26 protein-coding genes and 2 tRNA genes are annotated in these 24,466 nt (G+C 62.9%); 16 read left to right on the top strand and 12 right to left on the bottom strand.

The window, feature by feature from the left end; translation table 11 throughout:
- The first annotated feature begins 30 nt into the window (after positions 1-30).
- The 7 genes from petA to AC07PZ_RS22050 all read left to right on the top strand — a co-directional run bounded on the left by petA (position 31) and on the right by AC07PZ_RS22050 (position 4,846).
- Positions 31-645 carry a ubiquinol-cytochrome c reductase iron-sulfur subunit gene (gene petA / locus AC07PZ_RS22080; RefSeq protein WP_495297282.1) on the top strand — a complete coding sequence of 205 codons (615 nt, stop codon included), beginning with the start codon at positions 31-33 and terminating at the stop codon, positions 643-645.
- A gap of 14 nt (positions 646-659) precedes the next feature.
- Positions 660-2,096 (top strand): cytochrome b, encoded by a 1,437-nt coding sequence (locus AC07PZ_RS22075; protein ID WP_495297281.1) that lies wholly within the window; start codon positions 660-662, stop codon positions 2,094-2,096.
- A gap of 16 nt (positions 2,097-2,112) precedes the next feature.
- Positions 2,113-2,868, top strand: a complete 756-nt coding sequence (locus tag AC07PZ_RS22070) for a cytochrome c1 (protein ID WP_495297280.1) — start codon at positions 2,113-2,115, stop codon at positions 2,866-2,868.
- Between the two features lie 89 nt (positions 2,869-2,957).
- On the top strand, positions 2,958-3,569 hold the full coding sequence (locus AC07PZ_RS22065; protein WP_187108071.1) for a glutathione S-transferase N-terminal domain-containing protein: 612 nt from the start codon (positions 2,958-2,960) through the stop codon (positions 3,567-3,569).
- Complete coding sequence (locus AC07PZ_RS22060) at positions 3,569-4,096, top strand: ClpXP protease specificity-enhancing factor (RefSeq protein ID WP_495297279.1); 528 nt, start codon at positions 3,569-3,571, stop codon at positions 4,094-4,096. Before AC07PZ_RS22065 ends, AC07PZ_RS22060 begins: the two co-directional genes overlap by 1 nt.
- A gap of 48 nt (positions 4,097-4,144) precedes the next feature.
- Positions 4,145-4,220: transfer RNA gene (locus AC07PZ_RS22055), tRNA-Thr, on the top strand.
- 155 nt (positions 4,221-4,375) lie between these two features.
- Positions 4,376-4,846 (top strand): DoxX family protein, encoded by a 471-nt coding sequence (locus AC07PZ_RS22050; protein WP_495297278.1) that lies wholly within the window; start codon positions 4,376-4,378, stop codon positions 4,844-4,846.
- Between the two features lie 5 nt (positions 4,847-4,851).
- Here the strand turns inward: AC07PZ_RS22050 and AC07PZ_RS22045 are convergent, their stop codons facing one another.
- Positions 4,852-5,568, bottom strand: a complete 717-nt coding sequence (locus tag AC07PZ_RS22045; RefSeq protein WP_495297277.1) for a Crp/Fnr family transcriptional regulator — start codon at positions 5,566-5,568, stop codon at positions 4,852-4,854.
- Positions 5,569-5,630: 62 nt separating this feature from the next.
- Here AC07PZ_RS22045 and AC07PZ_RS22040 point away from each other — a divergent pair, with 62 nt between their 5' ends.
- Complete coding sequence (locus AC07PZ_RS22040; protein ID WP_495297276.1) at positions 5,631-7,298, top strand: adenylate/guanylate cyclase domain-containing protein; 1,668 nt, start codon at positions 5,631-5,633, stop codon at positions 7,296-7,298.
- Here the strand turns inward: AC07PZ_RS22040 and AC07PZ_RS22035 are convergent.
- Entirely contained in the window at positions 7,276-7,581 is a 306-nt protein-coding gene (locus AC07PZ_RS22035) for a hypothetical protein (RefSeq protein WP_495297275.1), read from the bottom strand. The two genes, AC07PZ_RS22040 and AC07PZ_RS22035, sit on opposite strands and share 23 nt — an antisense overlap.
- Positions 7,582-7,762: 181 nt before the next feature.
- On the opposite strand from AC07PZ_RS22035, the gene secA reads away from it, so the two are divergent.
- Genes secA through AC07PZ_RS22015 form a run of 4 tightly spaced genes read left to right on the top strand, consistent with a single transcriptional unit; the run spans position 7,763 to position 13,168 of the window.
- Complete coding sequence (secA, locus tag AC07PZ_RS22030) at positions 7,763-10,540, top strand: preprotein translocase subunit SecA (RefSeq protein WP_495297274.1); 2,778 nt, start codon at positions 7,763-7,765, stop codon at positions 10,538-10,540.
- 24 nt (positions 10,541-10,564) lie between these two features.
- Positions 10,565-11,794: a bifunctional glutamate N-acetyltransferase/amino-acid acetyltransferase ArgJ gene (gene argJ / locus AC07PZ_RS22025; protein WP_495297273.1), complete on the top strand. Its 1,230-nt coding sequence runs from the start codon at positions 10,565-10,567 to the stop codon at positions 11,792-11,794.
- Complete coding sequence (locus AC07PZ_RS22020; protein WP_495297272.1) at positions 11,794-12,681, top strand: ATP-binding protein; 888 nt, start codon at positions 11,794-11,796, stop codon at positions 12,679-12,681. Before argJ ends, AC07PZ_RS22020 begins: the two co-directional genes overlap by 1 nt.
- A gap of 55 nt (positions 12,682-12,736) precedes the next feature.
- Positions 12,737-13,168 (top strand): NUDIX domain-containing protein, encoded by a 432-nt coding sequence (locus tag AC07PZ_RS22015; RefSeq protein ID WP_495297271.1) that lies wholly within the window; start codon positions 12,737-12,739, stop codon positions 13,166-13,168.
- Between the two features lie 8 nt (positions 13,169-13,176).
- Here AC07PZ_RS22015 and AC07PZ_RS22010 read toward each other — a convergent pair whose 3' ends face one another.
- The 8 genes from AC07PZ_RS22010 to AC07PZ_RS21975 form a co-directional block, all read right to left on the bottom strand.
- A complete protein-coding gene (locus tag AC07PZ_RS22010) occupies positions 13,177-13,386 on the bottom strand; it encodes a DNA gyrase inhibitor YacG (RefSeq protein ID WP_495297270.1) in 210 nt (69 codons plus the stop codon).
- Between the two features lie 92 nt (positions 13,387-13,478).
- The gene (gene zapD / locus AC07PZ_RS22005; protein WP_495297269.1) at positions 13,479-14,234 is read right to left on the bottom strand and encodes a cell division protein ZapD; all 756 of its coding nucleotides are present in this window, start codon (positions 14,232-14,234) and stop codon (positions 13,479-13,481) included.
- A 137-nt stretch (positions 14,235-14,371) separates the two neighbouring features.
- Entirely contained in the window at positions 14,372-14,998 is a 627-nt protein-coding gene (gene coaE, locus AC07PZ_RS22000; RefSeq protein ID WP_495297268.1) for a dephospho-CoA kinase, read from the bottom strand.
- Positions 14,995-15,846, bottom strand: a complete 852-nt coding sequence (locus AC07PZ_RS21995; protein ID WP_495297267.1) for a prepilin peptidase — start codon at positions 15,844-15,846, stop codon at positions 14,995-14,997. The genes coaE and AC07PZ_RS21995 overlap by 4 nt, the downstream gene beginning before the upstream one ends.
- Positions 15,846-17,066, bottom strand: a complete 1,221-nt coding sequence (locus AC07PZ_RS21990) for a type II secretion system F family protein (RefSeq protein WP_495297384.1) — start codon at positions 17,064-17,066, stop codon at positions 15,846-15,848. Before AC07PZ_RS21990 ends, AC07PZ_RS21995 begins: the two co-directional genes overlap by 1 nt.
- Positions 17,067-17,086: 20 nt before the next feature.
- A complete protein-coding gene (pilB, locus tag AC07PZ_RS21985) occupies positions 17,087-18,823 on the bottom strand; it encodes a type IV-A pilus assembly ATPase PilB (protein ID WP_495297266.1) in 1,737 nt (578 codons plus the stop codon).
- A 107-nt stretch (positions 18,824-18,930) separates the two neighbouring features.
- Positions 18,931-19,007 (bottom strand) — tRNA-Pro (locus AC07PZ_RS21980).
- A 38-nt stretch (positions 19,008-19,045) separates the two neighbouring features.
- Positions 19,046-20,038: a polyprenyl synthetase family protein gene (locus tag AC07PZ_RS21975; protein ID WP_495297383.1), complete on the bottom strand. Its 993-nt coding sequence runs from the start codon at positions 20,036-20,038 to the stop codon at positions 19,046-19,048.
- 185 nt (positions 20,039-20,223) lie between these two features.
- Here AC07PZ_RS21975 and rplU point away from each other — a divergent pair, with 185 nt between their 5' ends.
- From rplU to proB, 4 genes are all read left to right on the top strand, one after another.
- Positions 20,224-20,535, top strand: coding sequence for a 50S ribosomal protein L21 (gene rplU / locus AC07PZ_RS21970; protein ID WP_495297265.1), 312 nt, complete (start codon positions 20,224-20,226; stop codon positions 20,533-20,535).
- A 12-nt stretch (positions 20,536-20,547) separates the two neighbouring features.
- Complete coding sequence (gene rpmA, locus AC07PZ_RS21965) at positions 20,548-20,805, top strand: 50S ribosomal protein L27 (protein ID WP_495297264.1); 258 nt, start codon at positions 20,548-20,550, stop codon at positions 20,803-20,805.
- Positions 20,806-20,896: 91 nt separating this feature from the next.
- Positions 20,897-21,973, top strand: a complete 1,077-nt coding sequence (gene cgtA / locus AC07PZ_RS21960; protein ID WP_495297263.1) for an Obg family GTPase CgtA — start codon at positions 20,897-20,899, stop codon at positions 21,971-21,973.
- Positions 21,974-22,041: 68 nt separating this feature from the next.
- Complete coding sequence (proB, locus tag AC07PZ_RS21955; RefSeq protein ID WP_495297262.1) at positions 22,042-23,187, top strand: glutamate 5-kinase; 1,146 nt, start codon at positions 22,042-22,044, stop codon at positions 23,185-23,187.
- Positions 23,188-23,242: 55 nt separating this feature from the next.
- Here proB and AC07PZ_RS21950 read toward each other — a convergent pair whose 3' ends face one another.
- Together AC07PZ_RS21950 and AC07PZ_RS21945 are read right to left on the bottom strand one after the other, a co-directional pair.
- A complete protein-coding gene (locus AC07PZ_RS21950) occupies positions 23,243-23,725 on the bottom strand; it encodes a CNP1-like family protein (protein ID WP_495297261.1) in 483 nt (160 codons plus the stop codon).
- 4 nt (positions 23,726-23,729) lie between these two features.
- Complete coding sequence (locus AC07PZ_RS21945) at positions 23,730-24,386, bottom strand: RNA pyrophosphohydrolase (RefSeq protein ID WP_495297382.1); 657 nt, start codon at positions 24,384-24,386, stop codon at positions 23,730-23,732.
- Positions 24,387-24,466 lie beyond the last annotated feature (80 nt).

Here is a 24,466-nt window from a genome sequence, read left to right as displayed (position 1 = left end):
CCCAGCCCCAGCGATAAGAATGAGGACCCCATGAGTGACATCCCCGTCGGAGCACCCCGGATCGACAAAAGCAAGCGGACTTGGCTGATTGCATCCAGTTGCGCAGGCGTGGTGGGAGGCGTGGCGACGGCCGTCCCGTTCGTCAGCACCTTCCAGCCTTCGGAAAAGGCGAAGGCAGCAGGGGCGCCGGTGGAGGTGGACATCGCCTCGCTCAAGGTGGGCGAGAAGATGACCGTCGAGTGGCGTGGAAAGCCGGTCTGGATTCTCAAGCGCTCGCCCGAGCAGATCGCGGAACTGCCCAAGCTCGACGGACAGCTCGCGGACCCCCAATCGAAACGCCATCCGGACGAGTTCACGCCGGCTTATGCGCAGAATGAAAACCGCTCGATCAAGCCCGAAGTGCTCGTGGTCGTCGGCATCTGCACGCATCTCGGCTGCTCGCCCACCGACAGGTTTCAGGCGGGTCCGCAGCCATCTCTGCCCAGCGACTGGGAGGGTGGGTTCCTTTGCCCCTGCCATGGTTCGACTTTCGACCTGGCCGGCCGTGTCTTCAAGAACAAGCCTGCGCCGGACAATCTCCCGGTGCCGCCGCACATGTACCTGTCCGATACGCGCCTGCTGATCGGTGAAGACAAGAAAGCCTGAGGCAAAAGAAGAACATGGCTGAATTCCACGAGATATCCCCGAACGCGCCGACCGGCGAGAAGCTGCTGAACTGGGTCGACAACCGCTTCCCGCTGAGCAAGCTCTGGAACGACCAGTGGGGCAAGTACTACGCGCCGAAGAACTTCAACTTCTGGTACATCTTCGGCTCGCTGGCGATGCTGGTCCTGGTGATCCAGATCGTTACCGGCATTTTCCTGGTGATGCACTACAAGCCGGACGCCGCGCAGGCGTTCGCCTCGGTCGAGTACATCATGCGCGACGTGCCCTGGGGCTGGCTGATCCGCTACATCCACTCGACCGGCGCTTCGGCTTTCTTCATCGTCGTCTACCTGCACATGTTCCGCGGGCTGATGTACGGCAGCTATCGCAAGCCGCGTGAGCTGATCTGGGTGTTCGGCTGCGCCATCTTCCTGTGCCTGATGGCCGAGGCCTTCATGGGCTATTTGCTCCCCTGGGGCCAGATGAGCTACTGGGGCGCCCAGGTGATCGTGAACCTGTTCGCGGCCGTTCCGTTCATCGGCCCCGACCTGGCCCTGCTGATCCGTGGCGACTACGTGGTGAGCGACGCCACGCTCAACCGCTTCTTCAGCTTCCATGTGATCGCCGTGCCACTGGTGCTGCTGGGCCTGGTCGTGGCGCATCTGATCGCACTGCACGAAGTGGGCTCCAACAACCCCGACGGCATCGAGATCAAGGCCAAGCGCGGCCCGGATGGCCATCCGCTCGACGGCATCCCGTCGCATCCGTACTACACGGTGCATGACATCTTCGGCGTGGTCGTGTTCCTCACGATCTTCTCGGCGGTGATCTTCTTTGCACCCGAAGCCGGCGGTTACTTCCTCGAGTACAACAACTTCATCCCTGCCGATTCGCTGAAGACGCCGAACCACATCGCGCCGGTCTGGTATTTCACGCCCTTCTATTCGATGCTGCGTGCGACCACCGACGACATGGTCAACGTCTTCTCGCTGATCATCGCGATCGCGGCCATCCTGAATTTCATCAAGGGCAAGTCCGGTACGGCGCTGAAGGTTGCTGGCGTTGTCGTGGCGGCCATCGTCATCTTCCTGCTCAAGTCCTTCGACGCCAAGTTCTGGGGCGTGGTGGTGATGGGCGGCTCGGTCATCATCCTGTTCTTCCTGCCCTGGCTGGACCACAGCCCCGTCAAGTCGATTCGCTATCGGCCCGACTGGCACAAGGCGGTCTACGGCGTGTTCGTTTTCTTCTTCCTGATCCTCGGCTACCTGGGCATTCAGCCGCCGGGCGTCTGGGGCAACCTCGTGATCGGTTCTTTCGCGCTGGACATCGCGCAGACCATCTCGCAGATCGGAACGCTGCTGTACTTCGGCTTCTTCCTGCTGATGCCGTGGTGGAGCCAACAGGGTCGGTTCAAGCCAGTCCCCGAACGTGTGGTCTTCAAGGCCCACTGAACGGGGAGATACAAGAATGAAGAAACTCCTCCTCACGTTGATCGCCGCGCTGGGCCTGATGGCCGGTGCCCATGCGAATGAAGAAGGTCTGGCCTGGGACAAGGCGCCGAACAAGACCAACGACCTGGCCGCACTGCAGAACGGTGCCAAGCTGTTCGTCAACTATTGCCTGAGCTGCCATTCGGCCGCCTTCATGCGTTTCAACCGGCTGCAGGACATCGGACTGACCGAGCAGCAGATCAAGGACAACCTGCTGTTCACCACCGACAAGGTCGGTGAAACGATGAAGGCCAACATCGATCCCAAGCAGGCCAAGGAATGGTTCGGTGCGAATCCGCCCGATCTGACCTTGGTCGCGCGTTCGCGTGCTGGCCATGGCGGAACGGGTGCGGACTATCTCTACACCTACCTGCGCACCTACTACCGCGATGAAACGAAGGCCACCGGCTGGAACAACCTCGTGTTTCCGAGCGTCGGCATGCCGCATGTGCTGTGGGAACTTCAGGGTGAACGCCGCCCGGTCTATACCAAGGTCGAGCAACATGGCCATGAGGTCGAAGTGTTCAAGGGCTGGGAGCAGATCAAGCCCGGTACCATGACGCCCCTGCAATACGATCAGGCTGTTGGCGATCTCGTCAGCTACCTGCAATGGATGGCCGAACCCGCACAGAACACCCGCGTGCGGATCGGCGTGTGGGTGCTGTTGTTTCTTGCCATGGCGGTGGTCTTCGTATGGCGCCTGAACGCGTCGTACTGGAAAGACGTCAAGTAATTCGTTGCCGATCGGATGCGTCGCATCCGATCCCATGGAGTGGGTTGCCAACGCGACCCACTCTTTTTGATTTTTAGGAGGCTCTCGCCATGATGGTTTTGTATTCAGGTACAACCTGCCCGTTTTCCCACCGTTGCCGCTTCGTCCTGTTCGAGAAGGGCATGGATTTCGAGATCCGCGACGTGGATCTCTATAACAAGCCCGAAGACATCAGCGTGATGAACCCGTACGGTCAGGTGCCGATCCTGGTCGAGCGCGACCTGATCCTGTACGAGTCGAACATCATCAACGAGTACATCGACGAGCGCTTCCCGCATCCGCAACTGATGCCTGGCGACCCGGTCGATCGCGCTCGCGTTCGCCTGTTCCTGCTGAACTTCGAGAAGGAACTGTTCGTTCACGTCTCGACGCTCGAGAACCGCACGGTCAAGGGCAACGACAAGGCGCTCGAAAAGGCGCGCTCGCACATCCGCGACCGCCTGACGCAACTCGCGCCGGTGTTCCTGAAGAACAAGTACATGCTGGGCGATAACTTCTCGATGCTCGACGTGGCGATCGCGCCGCTGCTCTGGCGCCTCGACTACTACGGTATCGACCTCAGCAAGAATGCGGCGCCGCTGCTGAAGTACGCTGAGCGCATCTTCTCGCGCCCGGCATACATCGAGGCGCTGACGCCATCCGAAAAGGTCATGCGCAAGTAATGCTCAACGCGCTCGAATCGTCGTCGACCCGTCCGTATCTCATTCGTGCGCTGTACGAATGGTGCACGGACAACGGGTTCACGCCCTATGTGGCCGTACAGGTCGACGACACCGTCCAGGTGCCGCGCGAGTACGTCAAGAATGGCGAGATCGTGTTGAACATCAGCTTCGACGCGACAAGTTCACTCAAACTGGGCAATGACTTCATCGAGTTCAAGGCCCGTTTTGCCGGCAGCGCGCGAGAGATCAGCGTGCCTGTCGGGCGAGTGATCGCGATCTACGCGCGCGAGAACGGACAGGGCATGGCGTTTCCGGCGCCTGTGCCGGCTTCTGCTCCCGCGTTTGCGACGGATGATGACGCCGTCGAAATATCCGGCCCGTCATCGCGCGGCGATTCCGGCAAGGTCGTTCATCTGGTGGCTGACGAGGAATCGAATGCCGCAAGCCCTGCGCCCGATGCACCCGACGATGAGCCTCCGCGGCCGCCTGCAGGCGGTGCGAGGCCATCGCTCAAGCGCATCAAGTGATCGGGATCGGGCCGCGGCCTTCCGGCCGCAGCTAGAATCCGCACCCACGCCGCTTTAGCTCAGTTGGTAGAGCACCCGCCTTGTAAGCGGAAGGTCGTCAGTTCGATTCCGACAAGCGGCACCATTCTTTTTCCGGCCTCGATCGCGTCATGCGATCGGTCGCCAGGCCTCTCTCTCATCCCTCCCAGTTATCCGGTCGAACATGTGCGTCAGCGCACATCCAGTGCTCGACCGCGTCCCTAAGCTTCAGGTCATTCCAACCCTTTCGAAGGACATGACATGACGACCCTGAACGCCAGCACCACCCCCGCCGCATCGACGCTTGGCGTGATCCGTCCCCACACGGCGGCCCGCCTCGACGATGCCGGCAAGCTGTTGCTGCGCGTGGTCGTCGGCCTGCTCGTGCTGCTGCATGGCATCGACAAGCTGTCCACCGGCCCCGGTTTCGTCGTTGCCATGTTGGCCAAGGCAGGCTTGCCGGGCGGCATCGGCTACCTCGTCTACATCGGCGAAGTGGTCGCGCCGCTGCTGATGATCGCCGGCCTCTGGACGCGTGCGGCTGCTGCAATCGTCGCCTTCAACATGCTCATGGCCTTTGCGCTGGTGCACATGAGCGCGCTGTTCACGCTGGGCAAGCAGGGTGGATGGTCGTTGGAACTGCAGGGGCTGTTCCTGTTCGGCGCATTGACGGTCATGCTGCTTGGCGCAGGCCGCCTCGGCGTGGGCGGCAAGACCGGACGTTTCAACTGACGAACTCAGGTCTCGGCGTGGCCCCTGGCCTGCGAGACCCTGGCGGCCAGACCGGCCACGTCGGTGATCACCAGCGCTTTCGCTTCCTTGGCCAACAGGCCTTCGCGCAGCAGCGCATTGAGCTCGCGGGTGATCTGTTCCCGGTTGGTGCTGATCTGGCCGGCCAGTGCGGCATGCCGCGGCGACGGGTCCAGGCGGGCTCGGTTGTCCTGGGTGCCGGCCTGCTGCGCAAGCCGCAGCAACTCCACGTGCAGCCGATGCTGGACGCCGAGCGTGCTGAGATCGATCACGCGCTCGGACAACTGCCGCACGAGCGACGCCAGTCCGTGCATCACGCGCAGCGCGACACGTGGCTCGTCGCGCAACAAGGCCAGGAAGTCTTCGCGCGCAAGGCAGGCGACCACGCCGGATTCGAGCGCGACCACATCGGCTGACCGCGGCAGGCCGTCAATGGCAGCGATGTCGCCGAAGTGCTCGCCGGTCGCGCAGTCGCGAAAGGTCACCTGCCTGCCGTTGGCGGAATAGGTCGTCACGCGCACGCAGCCTGAGACAAGGAAGTACACCTCGCAGCGGTCCTCGGCACGGGTGGCCAAGGCCTGGTGCGGTGCCATGCTGTGCCACGTGCATTGCTGGGCCAGCAGGTCGAGCCGCTGATCCGGCAGGCCGTCGAGCAGTGCGACGCGGCGAAGCGCCAGGGTGGATCGGTGCGGTGTGTCGGCCATGAGGTCGGAGGTCGGGGCGGGGAGGCGCGCGGATTATGCTCGGGTCCTCTTTGAACCGATTCATGGACCACCGTTCCCGACCGCGCCCGAATCTGCTTTCGTACCGGAATCTGCGCTGGTGGAGCGGCATCGTGCTGATGGCCTATGCGGCGATGCATCTGGGCAACCATGCGCTGGGCCTGGTGTCGTTGACGGCAGCCGAAACCGTGCTGGGCGGCCTGCGTGCCTTCTGGCACAGCCTGCCCGGAACCGTGCTGCTCTATGGCGCCGCTGGCGTGCACGTGGCGCTGGCCGCGCGGGCGGTCTGGGAGCGCCGGACGCTGCGCATGCCGCCCATCGAGGCCGTGCGCCTGCTGCTGGGCTTTTCGCTCCCCCTGCTTCTGGCCAGCCACCTGACGGCCATGCGCTGGGCCTACGAAGTCTTCGAGTTGAACGGCTCCTATGGACGTGTCGTGCGTGGACTCTGGAGCGTAGAGAGCGCCAGTTTTCAACTGGCCATGATGGCCGCTGCTTGGGCACATGGCTGCCTGGGCCTGCATCTCGCGCTCCGGGCGCGCCGCGGCTACCGGCGATCCGCCCCCGTGCTGCTTGCCGCTGCGGTGTTGCTGCCCGTGCTGGCGGCGCTGGGCTTCGTGTCGATGGGCCGCGAACTGCAGTGGACAGGTATCGCCGTCCAGCGCGGGCCGACGCCGTCGCAGGGCGCAGTGCTCGAGGCCGCGGAGCACCGCTTCGAAGGCCTCTACATCGGCGCGTTGCTGACCTTGCTGATCGCCATCGAGTGCCGCCGTCGGCTTTCGCTGCGGGCCGGGGCTGCATGGATCACGCTGCGCTACCCCGGGCGTGAGATCCGCGTGCCACGCGGCTGGAGCGTGCTCGAGGCCAGCCGTGCTCACCGCATCGCGCACATGTCGATGTGCGGCGGGCGGGCGCGGTGTTCGACCTGCCGCGTCCATGTGTCAGGGCCCGCGGCGCATGCCGGCGTACCCGGGCGCGACGAGAGCCGGACACTGGCGCGCGTGCACGCGCCGGGCGACGTGCGGCTGGCGTGCCAGTTGCGGCCGACCGGGGATCTGGCTGTCACGCCGCTGTTCGGTCCCGCCATCTCTGGTCGCAACGCCCGGCCGTCCCGAGGTTTCGGGCGCGAGCGCGACGTGGCGGTGCTGTTCGTCGACTTGCGCCGCTGGTCGGGTCTGGCGGAGCGCCAATGGCCTGCAGACCTCGTCTACGTGCTGGACCGCTACTTCGCGATCGTCGGCGAGGCCGTGACCGAGTGCGGTGGCCTTCCCAATCAATTCATCGGTGACAGTGTGATGGCCATCTTCGGCCTGGAGACCGATCTGTCCACCGCCTGCCGGCAGGCACTGCGCGCTGCCGCGGAAATCGACCGGCGCATGGAGGCGTGGCGAGCCGGCTTCGAGTCGCAGTTCGGCCAGGGGCTCGACTTCGGCATGGGTCTGCATGCGGGCCGCGCCGCGGTGGGTGACGTCGGCTACCTGGACACCACCAGCTTCACCGCGGTGGGCGAGGTCGTGAACACCGCCAGCCGGCTGCAGGACCACTCCAAGCGCGCGGGGGCGCGGCTGGTGGTGTCGGTGTTTGCAGCGGAGCAGGCGGGGCAGGGCGGGGCGCTGGGTCCGATCGAGATGCTGGACGTGCGCGGGCGGTCCGAGCCGCTGGCCGTGCTCTACGTCGCACGGCCGAAGACACTCAGCGCCGCACCTGGACCTTGAGGCGGATGCTGCTCACCTCCCAGCCCCGATTCCGCAGCCGCTGTATCAGCATGGGCGTGAGCTGCCGCAATTTGGCAGCCGCCGCGCTGCCGGTGACCAGAAGACACCAGACGTCGCCTTCCGCCGGACCAGCCTGAACAGCCGGGCGCATGTCGACGGGTATCAACTCCTCCACGGCACGGAGGCGCTCGCCCGCATCGCGCGCGCGCGCCAGCAGACCTGCGAGCGTGGGTGAACCGTCGGCGGCCTGCTGTAGCGTGAAGGGGGTAAAACGTCGATTCATCGAGAACAGGGGAAATGGTCCAAGTGGCTAAAATCAGCGGTTTGCCGGCGCCTGCGCCGTCAGGGCCGCTTGCTTTTCTGGCTTGCTTTTCCGGGTAGTGTGCCCACTTGCTTACACCATATCTTAGGGATTTCGGTCTCCGCCGCCTGTGCTCAGCAGGGTGTGCGTCGATCCTCCACTCATGGCAACCAACTTCCTGACTCAAATTTTCGGCAGTCGCAACGACCGGCTTCTCAAGCAGTATCGCAAGACCGTCGAACGCATCAACGCGCTCGAACCGAGCTTCGAGAAACTCAGCGACGATGCACTGCGCGCCAAGACGCAGGAGTTCAAGGACCGCGTGGCCAAGGGCGAGTCGCTCGACGACATCCTTCCTGAAGCTTTCGCCACGGTGCGCGAAGGCTCCAAGCGCATCATGAAGATGCGTCACTTCGACGTTCAGCTGCTCGGTGGCATGGCGCTGCACAACGGCAAGATTTCCGAAATGCGCACCGGTGAAGGCAAGACGCTCACCGCCACGCTGCCGGTCTACCTGAACGCGCTGTCCGGCAACGGTGTGCACGTGGTCACGGTGAACGACTACCTGGCCAGCCGCGATGCCAAATGGATGGGCCGCCTCTACAACTTCCTGGGCCTGAGTGTCGGCATCAACCTGCCGCAGATGCCGAAGGAAGAGAAGCAGGAAGCCTACGGCAGCGACATCACGTACGGTACGAACAACGAGTACGGCTTCGACTACCTGCGCGACAACATGGTCTACGAAGCGTCCGACCGGGTCCAGCGCAAGCTGAACTTCGCGATCGTCGACGAGGTGGACTCGATCCTGATCGACGAAGCGCGCACGCCGCTGATCATCAGCGGCCAGGCAGAGGACCACACCGACACCTACCTGGCGATCAACAAGGTGGTGCCTCATCTGGTCAAGCAGGAAGGCGAGGCCGATCCGATCTCCGGCCAGGGCATCATCACCCCGGGCGACTTCACGGTCGACGAGAAGACCCACCAGGTGTTCCTGACCGAGGACGGCCATGAAAAGGCCGAGCAGCTGCTGTCGGAGTTCAAGCTGCTGCCTGAAGGCGCGTCGTTGTACGACCCGGCCAACATCACGCTGATGCACCACCTCAATGCCGCGCTGCGTGCCCGGCATCTCTACCACCGCGACCAGCACTATGTGGTGCAGCAGGGCGAAGTGGTCATCGTCGACGAATTCACCGGACGCCTGATGACGGGCCGCCGCTGGAGCGACGGCTTGCACCAGGCGGTCGAAGCCAAGGAAGGCGTGGAGATCCAGGCCGAGAACCAGACGCTCGCATCGATCACCTTCCAGAACTACTTCCGCCTGTACAACAAGCTGGCCGGCATGACCGGTACGGCCGACACCGAGGCCTACGAGTTCCAGGAAATCTACGGCCTCGAGACCGTCATCATTCCGCCGAACCGCGGCAGCAAGCGCGACGACCAGCTCGACCGCGTCTACAAGACGACGCGCGAGAAGTACGAGGCCGCGATCCAGGACATCCGCGAATGCTACGAGCGCGGCCAGCCCGTGCTGGTGGGCACGTCGTCGATCGAGAACTCCGAGATCATCGACGGCCTGCTGACCAAGGCCGACCTGCCGCACCAGGTGCTGAACGCCAAGCAGCATGCCCGTGAAGCCGACATCGTCGCGCAGGCCGGTCGCGCCAAGATGATCACGATCGCGACCAACATGGCCGGTCGCGGCACCGACATTGTGCTCGGCGGCAACATCGAAAAGGTGATCGAGGCCGTCGAGTCGAACGAAGCGCTCGACGAAGCTGCCAAGCAGGCAGAGGTCGCCCGCATCCGCGCCGAATGGACGAAGGACCACGAGGCGGTCAAGGCGCTCGGCGGCCTGCGGATCATCGCGACCGAGCGTCATGAGTCGCGGCGCATCGACAACCAGTTGCGTGGCCGTTCGGGCCGCCAGGGCGACCCGGGTTCGTCGCGTTTCTATCTGAGCCTGGACGATCCGCTGATGCGCATCTTCGCGGGCGACCGCGTCAAGGCCATCATGGACCGGCTCAAGATGCCGGACGGCGAGGCCATCGAAGCCGGCATCGTCACCCGCAGTATCGAGAGCGCGCAGCGCAAGGTCGAGGCGCGCAACTTCGACGTTCGCAAGCAGCTGCTCGAGTACGACGACGTCTCGAACGACCAGCGCAAGGTGATCTACCAGCAGCGCAACGACATCCTCGACGCGGGCGATCTGACGGCGCAGATCGGTGCGCTGCGCGAAGGCTGCTTCACCGATCTGGCCCGCCAGTACGTGCCCTCGGAATCGGTCGAGGAGCAGTGGGATCTTGCCGGTCTCGAAAAATCGCTGGCTGCCGAGTGGGGCCTGGACATGCCGCTCAAGTCGACGGTCGAATCGGCTTCCGCCATTTCCGACGAGGAGATCGTCGAGAAGGTCGTGGCCACGGCCAACGAGGTGTTCGACGCCAAGGTGGCGCTGATCGGCCAGGAAAACTTCACGCAGTTCGAGCGCATGGTGCTGCTGCAGAGCATCGACACGCACTGGCGCGAGCACCTCGCGTCGCTCGACTATCTGCGCCAAGGCATCCACTTGCGCGGCTATGCGCAGAAGCAGCCCAAGCAGGAATACAAGCGCGAAGCGTTCGAGCTGTTCGGCCAGTTGCTCGATTCGGTCAAGAACGAAGTCACGCGCCAGCTGATGACGGTGCGGGTGCAGTCGAGCGAGCAGCTCGAGGCGGCGGCGGAAACCATGGAAGTCCGTGCCGATGCGATTTCCAACATCACCTACACCGCGCCGACCGAGACCGGCGAGGTCGAAGTGCGTGTCGACGAGGACAGCCAACGCCGTGCCGCTGCCGGTGCACTGAGCGCCGAGGCTGCCGCCTTCGCGCGTGTCGGCCGCAATGATCCGTGCCCTTGCGGCAGCGGAAAGAAATTCAAGCAATGCCACGGCAAGCTGAGCTGATCGCAGCTTGCAAAGGAACCATCCATGCCCGTGAATCTGTCTGCTCCTGATCCCGCCGCGCTGTTCGCGGTGCCCGGCGTCCGTATCGGCGTTGCCGAAGCCGGCGTGCGCAAAGCCAACCGCAAGGACTTGACGGTCGTGCTGATCGACGAAGGCGCCGCCGTGGGTGGCGTCTTCACGCAGAACCGCTTCTGCGCCGCGCCGGTGCAGGTCTGCCGTGAACATCTGGCCAAGAACTTCGGCATCCGCGCGATGCTCATCAATACCGGCAACGCAAATGCCGGCACCGGCCAGGACGGCCTGGCGCGCACTCACCAGAGTTGCGTCGCATTGGCCCGCGAGCTGGACATCGCGCCCGAGCAGATCCTGCCGTTCTCGACCGGCGTGATCATGGAGCCGTTGCCTGTCGACCGCATCGAGGCTGGCCTGCCCGCCGCGCTGGCCGACGCCGCGCCCGATCACTGGGCGCGCGCGGCCGAAGGCATCATGACGACCGACACCTTACCGAAGGCGTTCAGCCAGCAGGTGCAGATCGGCGGCGTGACCGTCAGCATCACCGGCATCAGCAAGGGTGCCGGCATGATCCGGCCGAACATGGCCACCATGCTGGGTTTCATGGCGACCGATGCGAAGATCGATCCGTCGCTGGTCCAGCCGCTGGCCAAGCGCCTGGCGGATGCGTCCTTCAACCGCGTGACGATCGACGGCGACACGTCGACCAACGATTCCTTCGTCGTCATCGCCACGCAGAAAGCCGGCCACGCGGTCATCACCTCGCTCGATTCGGATGACGGCCGGGCGCTCGTCGAAGCCATGCAGAACGTCGCTCGCCAACTGGCGCAGGCGATCGTGCGCGACGGCGAAGGGGCCACCAAGTTCATCACGATTCGAGTCGAAGGCGGCGCGGATGCCGCCGAATGCCGGCAGGTCGCCTACGCTGTGGCGCACTCGCCGTTGGTCAAGACCGCGTTCTTCGCGAGCGATCCGAACCTCGGCCGCATCCTGGCGGCGGTCGGCTATGCCGGCATCGCCGATCTGGACCAGACGGGCATCGACTTGTACCTGGACGATGTGCATGTGGCCGTCAAGGGCGGTCGCAATCCAGCCTACCGCGAGGAAGATGGCCAGCGCGTGATGAAGCAGAGCGAGATCACCGTGCGCATCGCACTGGGCCGTGGCAACGCGGTGGACACCGTGTGGACCTGCGACCTGAGTCACGACTACGTGTCGATCAACGCCGACTACCGGTCGTGATGAACGACAAGTTTGAGAAGCTGATCGAGCGCGCCGAGCAACTGATTTCGCGCATCGAGTCGATCCTTCCGCAGCCGTTGCAGGCGCCCGCCGACTGGAATGCGGCGATCGCCTGGCGCTATCGGCGCCGCAGTTCGGGCCACGGCACGCTGGAGCCGGTGCGCCACGTGGCGCAGATGCCGCTGGACTCGCTCAAGGAGATCGACGTCCAGAAGGAGAAGATCGAGCGCAACACGCGGCAGTTCGTCGAGGGCAAGCCTGCGAACAATGTGCTCCTGACCGGTGCACGCGGCACCGGCAAGTCTTCCCTGATCCGGGCCTGCCTCCAGGCCTATGCACCGCAGGGCCTGCGGCTGATCGAGGTCGACAAGGCCGAACTCACCGACCTGCCGGACATCGTCGAGGTGGTTTCCGGCCGGCCCGAGAAATTCATCGTCTTCAGCGACGACCTGAGCTTCGACGAGGGTGAGCCGGGCTACAAGGCGCTCAAGTCGATCCTCGACGGCTCCGTGGCCGCGGCGACGCCCAACGTGTTGATCTACGCGACAAGCAATCGGCGCCACCTGCTGCCCGAGTACATGAAAGACAACCTCAGCTATACGCATACCGACGATGGCGAGGTGCATCCGGGCGAAGTGATCGAGGAAAAGATCTCGTTGTCGGAGCGTTTCGGACTCTGGGTCAGTTTCTATCCGTTCAGCCAGGCCGAATACCTGACGATCGTCGCCCAGTGGCTATCGTCTTTCGGCATCGATGCCAAGGCGATCGAAGCGGCACGGGCCGAGGCGTTGGTCTGGGCGCTGGAGCGGGGCTCGCGCAGCGGTCGCGTGGCGTATCAGTTCGCGCGTGACTACGCCGGGCGACTCGACGCTACGGTGCCAGCATGAACGCAGCCCACCCGACGGAAGATGCGCGGTACCGCAGCCAGAGTGGAGATGCCCGATGAGTGAAGCGCGCAAGCACACCGAGGTTGCGGTGGGAATTCTGATTCGCGAGGACGATGCGTTGCTGCTGTCCACGCGCCCTGAAGGCAAGCCTTACGCAGGCTATTGGGAATTTCCGGGCGGCAAGATCGAGGCCGGCGAGAGCATCGAGCAGGCCTTGAGGCGCGAGCTGGAGGAAGAACTCGGGATCACGATCGCGGGCGCCGAGGTCTGGAAGGTCACGGAGCACGACTACCCGCATGCGCTCGTGCGTCTGCATTGGTGCAAGGTGCGCTCGTGGTCAGGCGCGTTCGAAATGCGGGAAGGCCAGGCGATGTGCTGGCAGCAACTGCCGCTCGATGTCACACCCGTGCTGCCTGGGGCGATGCCGGTGCTGGCATGGCTTGCCGAGGAGCGCGGCCTGTCGGAATACCTCAAGCCAGGGGCCTGAGCGAAGTCTCACTGCATCTTGGGGTCGCCGAAGGGTTCGTCGTCCGGCGGTGTTTCCGCAGGCATGCGGAATTCCTCATTGGCCCAGGCGCCGAGGTCGATGCCCTTGCAGCGCGCGCTGCAGAACGGGCGATAAGGGTTGCGCGCGGCATACACGCTGTCCTGGCCACAGGCCGGGCAGCGGACGATCCGCTCTCCGATGTCATTCACGGGGCTCATGGCTCATCTCCGCGTTTCAGGCGGGGGTCTTCTCGTTGAAATTCTTCCCAGCATCGGCATCGGGTGCTCTTGCTCGGCCGGGGGCGCGGTGCTCACGCGCACAGCGTGAGTTCGAAGGGGGTGTCTTCGGCACTGTGCTGCAGCCGATCATCGGCGCCATGCCGCATGAGTCGCACCGAAACCATCAGGCGGTTGCCGCTGATCTCGGGAATCAGGCCCAGGCTGGGGTCGATGCGCAGCCGTAGCAACTGGAAGCTGCGTCCTTGCGGAAGATTCTGCTGGAACTGCCCTGCGGTGGCCATGACCTTGTACGGCACATCGGAGTCGCGCAGCAGCTTGAGCAGCACGTAAATCGATTCAGCCAGCGGCGCAAGCGTTGCCGACCAGCGTTCGAGATCACGGCGCCGGTCTGCCGGAAGATGGTTCTGCCAGGCATGGTATGCAGGCAGATCGAACTCGCACGTGCCTCCAGGGATGCCTGCGCGACTGCGGATTCCCATCAGCCATTCGTTCTCGGTGAGTGCCTGACCGGATTTGCCCGGGACCGCGTTCAACGCTGCAAACTTGCGCTCCAGCTGCGCCACGATGTTGTCGAGCGCCGTTTCTGATATGGCCGGATTGCCGCGATAGCTGTTGAAGACATTCTTGTGCTTGTCGAGATCACGCATGACGTCCGACTTCAGGTCGGCGCGTGCAGCAACCTCCATGATCTCGAAGATCGTGGTCAGCGCATAGTGATGAGACAGCGCGGATTCTGAGGGAACGAGCTCGCCGAGACGGCGAAACAGGTGTTCGAGCCTCAGATAGGTCCGAATGCGCTCGTTGAATGGGTACTCGTAAAGAATCACGCGGATAGGTTTCCTGTCGCAGCCATCATAGTGTCAGCAATCATCGATCAGGCTTCAAACTATGTCGTAACGCTTGCAACATGAAGCGTAGCTGAATTTTCTCCGGGTTCCGAGCCCGGATCCGGTTCAGCGCAAAACTATTGGACGACCCAGTGTCGCCAGAGGCTGCCTACCTCGCGCTCCAGCTCATCGAGCGTCAGGGATTCGTTGTAGATGACGGCGTCCGCCGCGGCGCGCCGGGTGCGGCGCTGGGCCTGCTGCGCAATCACTGCACGGACGGCCTCGGCCTGCCAGCCGGAGCGTGCAATCACACGTTGCAGCTGAGTCTCTTCCGAGGCATCCACGATCAGCACGCGGTTCACGATCGCGCGCCAGCGTCTGGATTCAACCAGCAGCGGTACGTCGAACACGATCACCGGGCTGGAGGCTGCAGCAGCGGAAGCCTGGCGTTCGCATTCGGCGCCGATCAGAGGATGCAGGATCGACTCCAGCACGCGCTTGGCGTCCGGATCGGCGAAGACGACACCGCGCATGTAGGCGCGGTCCATGCTGCCGTCGGCGGCGATGGCAGCAGCCCCGAAGGACGCCTCAATGGCTGGAATTGCGGCGCCACACGGCAGTGTGATGGCCCGTGCGATGGCGTCGGTATCGACAAGCGCTGCGCCTTTCTGCACGAGCAAGGCGGCTACCGTGCTCTTGCCGCTGCCGATGCCGCCGGTCAGTCCGATCCGAAGTACTTGGCCCACCGGTTCTCCTTTTTTCAAAGCCCCAAAGTACGGAATATCGCTTCGGGTCCGAACAGCATGGCCGTGAATCCCGCCGCCGCAAGAAAAGGGCCGAAGGGAATGTAGCCGCCGTCACGCAGCTTGTTCGTCAGCTTCAGCGCGAGTCCGACCGCCACGCCGATCAACGAGGCCATCAGAATGATCGGCAGAAGTGACTGCCAGCCGAACCAGGCGCCGAAGGCCGCGAAGAGCTTGAAGTCACCGTAACCCATGCCTTCTTTGCCGGTCGCGAGCTTGAAGAGCCAGTAAACCGACCATAGCGACACATAGCCCGAAGCAGCGCCCCAGACGGCACTTTGCAGTGTGACGTGCGTGACGCCGGTCGCTGCCGCGAGCAGGCCAGCCCAGAGCAGGGGCAACGTGATGTTGTCTGGCAGCAGCGTCGTGTCCCAGTCGATCAATGCCAATGTCAGGAGTGCCGCCGAAAAAACGCACCAGGCGAGCGCGCCTGCCTGTCCCGGCATGCGCCAGACACACCATGCGAACAGCGCCGCCGTGACGAGTTCGACCATCGGATAACGCACGCTGATCCGCGCCTTGCAGGATGCGCAGCGGCCGCGCAGAAAGAGGTAGCTCAGTACAGGAATGTTCTCGTGCCAGCGGATGAGGTGCCCGCAATCCGGGCAACGCGAGCGAGGCACCATCAGATTGAAAGGCTTCTCCGCTTCGGAGGGCACGGGCCGCGTGGGATCGGCATCCGCGCAATCGGCGGCCCATTGCTTCTCGAGCATCATGGGCAGCCGGTGGATCACCACGTTCAGGAAGCTGCCGATCAGCAGGCCCAGCAGGCCCGCCAGTGCCGTGGCCCATCCTTGTGAAAACGGCATCAGACGACCTGTCCGAGCTTGAAGATGGGCATATACATCGAGACCACGATGCCTCCGATGATGATGCCGAGGAACACGATGATGATCGGTTCCATCAGGCTGGAGAGTCCGGCGACCATGTCGTCGACCTCCGCCTCGTAGAAGTCGGCCGCCTTGCCGAGCATGTGGTCGATCGAACCCGACTCTTCGCCGATCGCCGCCATTTGAAGCACCATCGAAGGAAACAGGTTGGTGTTGCCCATTGCTGCCGTGAGACTGGTGCCGCTGGAGACTTCTTGCTGCACTTTGGCGGTGGCGTCGGCGTAGACCGAGTTCCCGGAGGCGCCGCCCACCGAGTCGAGCGCCTCGACCATCGGCACACCCGCTGCAAACATCGTTGCCAGTGTGCGAGTCCAGCGTGCCACGCAGGATTTATCGATGAGCGTGCCGAAGATGGGCAGGCGCAGCAACAACCGGTCCATGGTCCGCTGCATTCGGACATTGCGCTTCCATGACCGGAAGAAGAAGTACAGGCCGCCGCCGGTGACGCCCAGGATCAGCCACCAGTAGGCGACAAAGTAGTCGCTGGCTGCCATCACGAAGAGTGTTGGCGCCGGCAGATCGGCGCCGAACGACGAGAACACCTGCTTGAACGCCGGAATGACGAAGATCATGATGATCGCGACGACCACCAAGGCCACGACGACCACCGAGCTGGGGTACATGAGCGCCGACTTGATCTTCGACTTGATGGCTTCGGTTTTCTCCATGTACGTGGCCAGTCGGTCGAGCAGGTCCTCCAGGATGCCTGCTGCCTCGCCAGCTTCGACGAGGTTGCAGTACAGGGCGTCGAAATGCCTGGGAAACTTGCGGAAGGCGGCGGACAGCGAGGTGCCGGTCTCGACGTCGCTCCGAACGCCGTTGAGAAGCCTCGCCACACTCGGATTGGCATTGCCGCGGCCGACGATGTCAAAGGACTGCAGGAGCGGTACACCCGCCTTCATCATCGTGGCGAGCTGCCGCGTGAAGATCGCGATGTCCTTGGGCTTGATCGCGCGGCCGGCGCCCACGCGCCTCTTCTTGATCTTGGACACGAGCACGCCTTGGCGACGCAGCGCAACCTGGACCTGGTTTTCACCGGCGGCGCGCACTTCACCACTCAGCTGCTTGCCGGTGCGATCCCTGCCTTCCCATTCGAAGACGTGTTCCTTGGGTAGCCGACCTGATCCTGCGCTTGCCATGGACTTCTGCATTCCTCGGTCTATTCGTTGGTGACTGCCACGACTTCTTCGAGCGATGTCAGTCCCTGGATGACCTTGCGCAGCCCGGCTTGACGCAGCGAACGCACGCCTTCGGCTTCGGACTGTTGCGCGATCTCGCTTGCACTTCCGTCTCGCAGAATGATCTTCTGGATTTCTTCGCTGATCGGCATGACCTGGTAGATGCCGATGCGCCCTTTATAGCCGCCAGCGCAGGCGCCGCAGCCGACGGGTCGATAGGGCTGCCATGTACCGTCGAGATCGGCTGATTCGAAGCCAGCTTCCAATAACACCTGGCGTGGAACCTCGGCCCGTTCCCGGCAGAGCGCGCACAGCCGTCGTACCAGACGCTGCGCGGTGATCAGGATCACGCTCGATGCGATGTTGAACGGCGCGATGCCCATGTGGCGCATGCGCGTGAGCGTGGTCGGTGCGTCATTGGTGTGCAGCGTCGACAGCACGAGATGCCCTGTCTGTGCGGCCTTGATGGAGATATCGGCCGTCTCGACGTCTCTGATTTCTCCCACCATGATGATGTCGGGATCTTGTCGCAGAAAGGCGCGCAGCGCCGTCGCGAACGTCAGGCCCGCTCGCTCGTTGACATTGACCTGGTTCACCCCGGGGAGGTTGATTTCCGAGGGATCTTCTGCCGTCGCGATGTTCACGCCCGGCTTGTTGAGGAGGTTCAGGCAGGTATAGAGCGAAACCGTCTTCCCGGAGCCCGTCGGGCCGGTGACGAGCACCATGCCGTACGGCCTTGCAATGGCGGCGAGCAGCCGCGCCTTTTCGATCTCGTCGTAACCCAGCGCATCGATGCCGAGGCGAGTGGTTCCGGGGTCGAGGATCCGGATCACGATCTTTTCACCGAACAGCGTGGGCAGGGTGCTGACGCGAAAATCGATGGCCTTGTCCTGGATGATCTTCAGCTTCATCCGGCCGTCCTGCGGGACACGTTTCTCGGCAATGTCGAGCCGGGAAATGACCTTGATGCGCGATGCCAGCTTGTCTTTGATCACCGCCGGTGGACTCGCGACCTCTCGCAGTTCTCCGTCGATGCGAAAGCGCACGCGATAGTGATGCTCGTAAGGCTCGAAATGAATGTCGGATGCGCGCATGCTGACAGCGTCGACCAGCATTTTGCGCAAGAAGCGCACGACAGGGGCGTCCTCGACATCGGAGATGGCTGCGCTCAGTGTGTCGGATACGGCTTCGAATGCGGATTCGTCGAATTCGAACTCGGCACCCACGACGGCGTCGGTGCTGTCGGTCGCATGCCCCGTCGTTGCTTCGACCATGCGGGAAAGCTTGTCGTATTCGGCGATGACCCAATCGACACCCATCTGCGACGCGAACTTGATCTTCTCTGCAGCCTGCTGATCCGATGGGTCGGCGGTCGCGACCAGCAGTCGGTTGTTGCGCTTGCTGAGAACGATGATCCGATAGGCCTGGCAGAGTTTTGGATCGAGGAGACCTTGTGGCAGTTGCCTGACATCGATGGCATCCAGGTCAATCAGCGGGGCACCGAAGGCGCTGGACAGCGTATGTGCAAGATCGGCTGCAGATACGGCGCCAGTCTCCGTGAGCTCCGCGATGAAGCTGGAGCGGTTCTGAAGCGATTTTTGATAGAGATCTTCAGCCGTCTTCAAGGCCAATTGACCTGCCGCGACCAATGCGCGAGCCAGCCCCGGCAAAGCGATGGGCAACGAGCTGGATTTTGCGAGGGATTCGACAGCGGCCATTCGGCGAAGTAAGAGATGTGAAGAAATGCTTCACGATCATCGCCGATCACCAATGGCATGTAAATCTTGGCCAGAGTTGGCGATATTTGATTTACAGCACACAAGACTGGTCGGGGTGAGAGGATTCGAACCTCCGGCCTCTACGTCCCGAACGTAGCGCTCTACCAGGCTAAGCTACACCCCGATGTGTAAGAAGAGCAACGTATGGACCCGTAAAGAGCCTCAAGCACGTCGCTCAAGCAGCTGAGCCGCTAATTGTAGCAAACCTTTTGCGTACGAATTTGATGCAAACGACCGTAATGCATCGATTGCACGTTGCGCTTCCAGGGCGGCTGCCGACCGGGTCGCGTCGAGCGCACCTGTTTCTCGCACGATCTTGATGATCTGCTCGAGCTGGTCGGTGTCGCCTGCCTCGATGGCCGCGCGGATGAGGCTTGCTTGTGCCGTCGTTCCTCGCTGCATCGCAAGAATGAGTGGAAGCGTCGTCTTGCCTTCGCGCAGGTCATCGCCAAGATTCTTGCCGGTTTCGCTTGCGTCACCCGCGTAGTCCAGGACGTCGTCGATGATCTGAAAGGCTGTGCCAAGTGCTTGCCCGTAGGTCGCACAAGCGTCTTCGATATCGGGTGCTGCGCCAGCGAGCACGGCTGCGAGGCGTGTACTCGCCTCGAACAGCTTTGCCGTCTTGGAGCGGATCACACGCACATACGCCGCCTCGTCGAGCGACGCGTCGTGCATGTTCATCAATTGCAAGACTTCGCCTTCGGCAATGATGTTGGTGGCTTCCGCAAGGATCTGCATCACGCGCACGTTGTCGGCGTCCAGCATCATCTGGAAAGCGCGCGAGTAGAGGAAATCTCCAACCAGTACGCTGGCTGGATTTCCAAAAGACTCGTTCGCCGTTGGTCGGCCGCGCCGCAGCGTTGATTCGTCTACGACATCGTCATGGAGCAGCGTGGCGGTATGGATGAACTCGACCACCGCCGCCAGATTGAAGCGTTGCGATCCTTCGTAACCGAGTGCGCCACACATGAGCAAGAGCAGCGCTGGGCGCAGTCGCTTGCCTCCGGCCGAAATGATGTATTTCGATACCTCGCTGACCAATGGAACGCCCGTGTCCAGGCGCAGCGAGATCACGTTGTCGACCTCGCGCATGTCGGCCGCGATCAGCCCGAGGACTGCTGCGGTGGGGGAGTTGTCGGCGTCGGAGCTAGGCAAAACGGAGGCGCTATGCGCTGCGTGAATACGAAAAAAAGGCACGAAGCCTGATCCGCCGATTATAGGTAGCGGCTGCTCGCCCGTTCACCGTCGTGCGTTCGGGCTGGACGGCAAAGCTCGCGTCGTGCTAACATCGAGGGCTCTGCGGAATTCGCCGCGGAGCCATCTTATTCAAAGAGGTTTACATGTACGCGGTCATAAAAACCGGCGGCAAGCAGTATCGCGTTGCTTCCGGCGAAAAAATTAAAGTAGAACAGATTGCTGCGGACGTAGGCCAGGAAATCGTGATCGACCAAGTGCTCGCCGTCGGCGACGGTAGCGCAATCAAGGTCGGCACGCCCCTGGTGTCCGGTGCAACGGTGACAGTCACAGTGCTGTCGCATGGCAAACACGACAAGGTCCACATCTTCAAGATGCGCCGTCGTAAGCACTATCAGAAACGTCAAGGCCATCGCCAGCAGTTCACCGAACTGCAAATTGGCGCGATCGCCGGTTAAGGAGAAGGCACCATGGCACAGAAAAAAGGCGGCGGCTCTACGCGAAACGGGCGCGATTCCAAGCCCAAGATGCTCGGCGTCAAGGCGTTTGGCGGCGAAACGATCAGCGCAGGCTCGATCATCGTTCGCCAGCGCGGTACCCAGTTCCATGCTGGCGTGAACGTCGGTTTGGGCAAGGACCACACGTTGTTCGCCCTGGTCGACGGCCAAGTGTCGTTCGGCTACAAAGGCGCATTGAACAAGCACACGGTCAGCGTGACGCCGGTTTAAACCCGTCACTTCGATCCGTTCGAAGCCCCGCTTGTCGGGGCTTTTTCGTTTTTACCCGCTAGCTCGGGTCCATTTGTAAACTGGGCATCTCATGAAGTTCGTTGACGAAGCGTTCATCGACGTCGCAGCAGGCGATGGCGGCAATGGCTGCGTGTCGTTCCGTCATGAGAAGTACAAGGAATTCGGCGGACCCAACGGTGGCGATGGCGGCCGTGGCGGGCATGTGTTCGCGGTGGCCGATTCCAATCTCAACACGCTGGTCGATTTCCGCTATTCGCGTCGTCATGATGCGAAACGCGGACAGCATGGCATGGGTTCCGACATGTTCGGAGCTGCCGGTGACGACATCACGTTGAAGATGCCCGTCGGAACCATCATTTCCGACGCCGAAACCGGTGAAGTGCTTTACGAATTGCTGGTGGACGGCGAGGTGATCACCATCGCCAAGGGCGGCGATGGCGGCTTTGGCAACATGCGCTTCAAGAGCGCGATCAACCGCGCCCCGCGTCAGAAAACGCCCGGCTGGCCCGGCGAAAAGAAGAACCTCAAGCTCGAACTGAAGGTTCTGGCCGATGTCGGCCTGCTCGGCATGCCGAACGCCGGCAAATCGACTTTCATCAGCGCTGTATCCAATGCGCGGCCGCGTATCGCGGACTATCCCTTCACCACGCTGCACCCGAACCTGGGCGTGGTTCGCGTCGGGCCGGAGCAGAGCTTCGTTGTCGCCGACCTTCCCGGGTTGATCGAAGGTGCGGCCGAAGGTGCGGGTCTTGGCCATCTGTTCCTGCGGCATCTGCAGCGCACGCGCTTGCTGCTGCATGTGGTGGATCTCGCGCCATTCGACGAAGGCGTTGATCCGGTTGCACAGGCGAAGGCGATCGTCGGAGAACTCAAGAAGTACGACGCGGGCCTGTTCGACAAGCCACGCTGGCTGGTGCTGAACAAGCTTGACATGGTCCCGGAAGACGAACGTGCCGCACGCGTCAAGGATTTCGTCAAGCGTCTGCGCTTCAAGGGGCCGGTCTTCGAGATATCCGCGCTCACGCGGGAGGGCTGCGAGCCGCTGGTGCATGCGATCTATAAACACGTGCATGCCCAGCAGGAAGCCGAAAAGCCTCCGGTCGACGTGGATCCACGTTTCGTCGAGACGCCCGGCAAGGCTGACTGACCTTCAATCGCGCGCTGCGGGCCTTCGCAGCCTTGGATGCATTCACCGGGCCAAGTGCCCCATCAGACATGATTTCGACCACCGGTTCCGCTGCGCTGCGTGATGCGCGCCGCATCGTCGTCAAGGTTGGTTCCAGCCTCGTCACCAACGAAGGTCGCGGGCTCGACGAGCAGGCGATCGGTGAATGGTGCCGGCAGTTGGCCATGCTCACGCGCGAAGGACGTGAGCTGGTCATGGTGTCGAGTGGTGCCATTGCCGAAGGGATGAAGCGGCTCGGCTGGCGCACGCGTCCTCAGGAAATCAACGAACTCCAGGCTGCCGCCGCTGTCGGCCAGATGGGGCTGGTGCAGGTCTACGAGACCAAACTCCGCGAGAACGGCGTGGGCAGTGCCCAGGTGCTGCTGACGCATGCGGATCTGGCCGACCGTGAGCGTTACTTGAATGCGCGTTCGACGCTCGTCACGCTGCTCAAGCTCGGCGTCGTGCCGGTGATCAACGAGAACGACACGGTCGTCAACGACGAGATCAAGTTCGGCGACAACGACACACTCGGCGCATTGGTTGCCAACCTGGTCGAGGCAGATGCGCTAGTCATCCTGACAGACCAGAAAGGTCTGTTCACCGCGGATCCGCGCAAGGATCCGGACGCGACCTTCGTTCACGAAGCAGCCGCCGGTGATCCCGCGCTCGAGGCAATGGCCGGCGGTGCGGGTTCGAGCATTGGCCGTGGCGGCATGCTCACCAAAATTCTCGCTGCCAAGCGCGCCGCGGGTTCAGGCGCATCGACCGTGATCGCCTGGGGGCGCGAATCGGATGCGCTGCTGCGCCTGTCGCGAGGCGAGCCGATCGGTACGCTGCTGCTTGCGCAGACGGCCAAGCATCAGGCACGCAAGCGCTGGATGGCGGACCATCTGCAACTGCGAGGTGCGGTCACTGTCGACGCAGGTGCTGCGGCCAAGGTGCGAACAGAGGGAAAGAGTCTGCTGCCGATCGGAATGACCTCGGTTGAAGGTGATTTTTCGCGCGGCGACGTGATCGCCGTGCACGACGAGGAAGGCCGTGAAGTGGCGCGCGGGCTGGCGAACTATTCGAGCTCCGAGGCGCGGATGCTCTGCCGCAAACCGTCGTCCGAATTCGAGCGCCTGCTCGGCTATGTCGCCGAGCCGGAGATGGTTCACCGCGACAACATGGTACTGCTCGCAGGCAGCCGCTGATCCGACGGAGTCTTCTACGCCCTGTCGGTGACTGACTGACGGGCGTGGAGGACTGCTACTCGACTTCTCGAATCGGGTTCCGGAGGTGGCTCATCATCTCGCCCGCCGTCTGGCGCGGTGCTGCGCCCCGGCAGATCCCCTGTGTCGCCAGCGCCAGCGAGTAACCCGACTTCAGTGCTCGCATCGGAATCCAGTCGGACTCCTGGGCCGTCTCCCAACTGCCGTTGGAGAAACGTGCGTAGCTCTTCATTTCCCCGGTGGCGCAGCGAATGCCTTCATAGAGCGCATTGGTCGCGCCACCCGCACGGTTGCTTGCGACGACCACATAGCGCACCACGCCGTCGCCGGTGATGGTGATCGTCGCTGGATCGACGCCGAATTTCAGGCTCAGGTAAGGCGGCATCTCGATGGGCACCAGACGGCTTTCGCTGAAGGCCGGCGGCGGAGGGACGGCGCTTTCCTGCCAGTCCTTGTTCTGGAAGAGTTGGGCGGAAGCGCCGGCCGACACGCACAGGCAGGTCGCCGCCAGAGCGAGCACCCGGCTAGCGCGGCGCAAGAACGGAGTCGGGCGGGAAAGGGGGATCGTTCGCTGAAGTGCCATTGGGATCCGGGTCGAAGCTGGCGCCCGGAGGAAGTTCGAAATTGGATTCCGGTCCGGCGCCCGACGGATGGCGTTCGAATTCTCGAGCACGTACGTTGCTGCGCAGGAAGCGGTTGCGGAAATCCTGCCGAGGCAGGTAGCGAGCAAGCTCGGTCAGCGCCATCTCGTAGACGCCGCGTTTGAATTCGACGACCACATCGAGCGGCACCCAGTAATCGTGCCAGCGCCATGCATCGAACTCCGGATGGTCGGTGGCGCGCAGATTCAGATCCCAGTCATGGCCGACCAGCTGCAGCAGATACCAGATCTGCTTCTGGCCCTTGTAGTGGCCTCGTGCGTCTCGGCGAATGAACCGATCCGGCACCTCGTAGCGCAACCAGTCACGGGTACGGGCGACGATGCGCACATGCTCCGGATGGAGCCCCACTTCCTCGTGCAGTTCCCTGAACATCGCCTGTTCGGGGCTTTCGCCGCGATCAATGCCGCCCTGCGGGAATTGCCAGGAGTGGGTGCGGATGCGTTTGCCCCAAAAAACCTGGTTTCTCTGGTTGAGCAGGATGATGCCGACGTTGGGCCTGAAGCCGTCCCGGTCGAGCATAATCAAACCCCCAATTTTTGAACTGAGTCGATTATGCATGCCGGGTTGCACCCGGCAAGCGACCGGTTCCCCGGCAGTTC

Source organism: Variovorax sp. GW821-FHT10B04, from assembly GCF_059415645.1.
The sequence above is the reverse complement of the archived record's forward strand: the minus strand, read 5'-3'. Positions and strand labels throughout refer to the sequence as shown.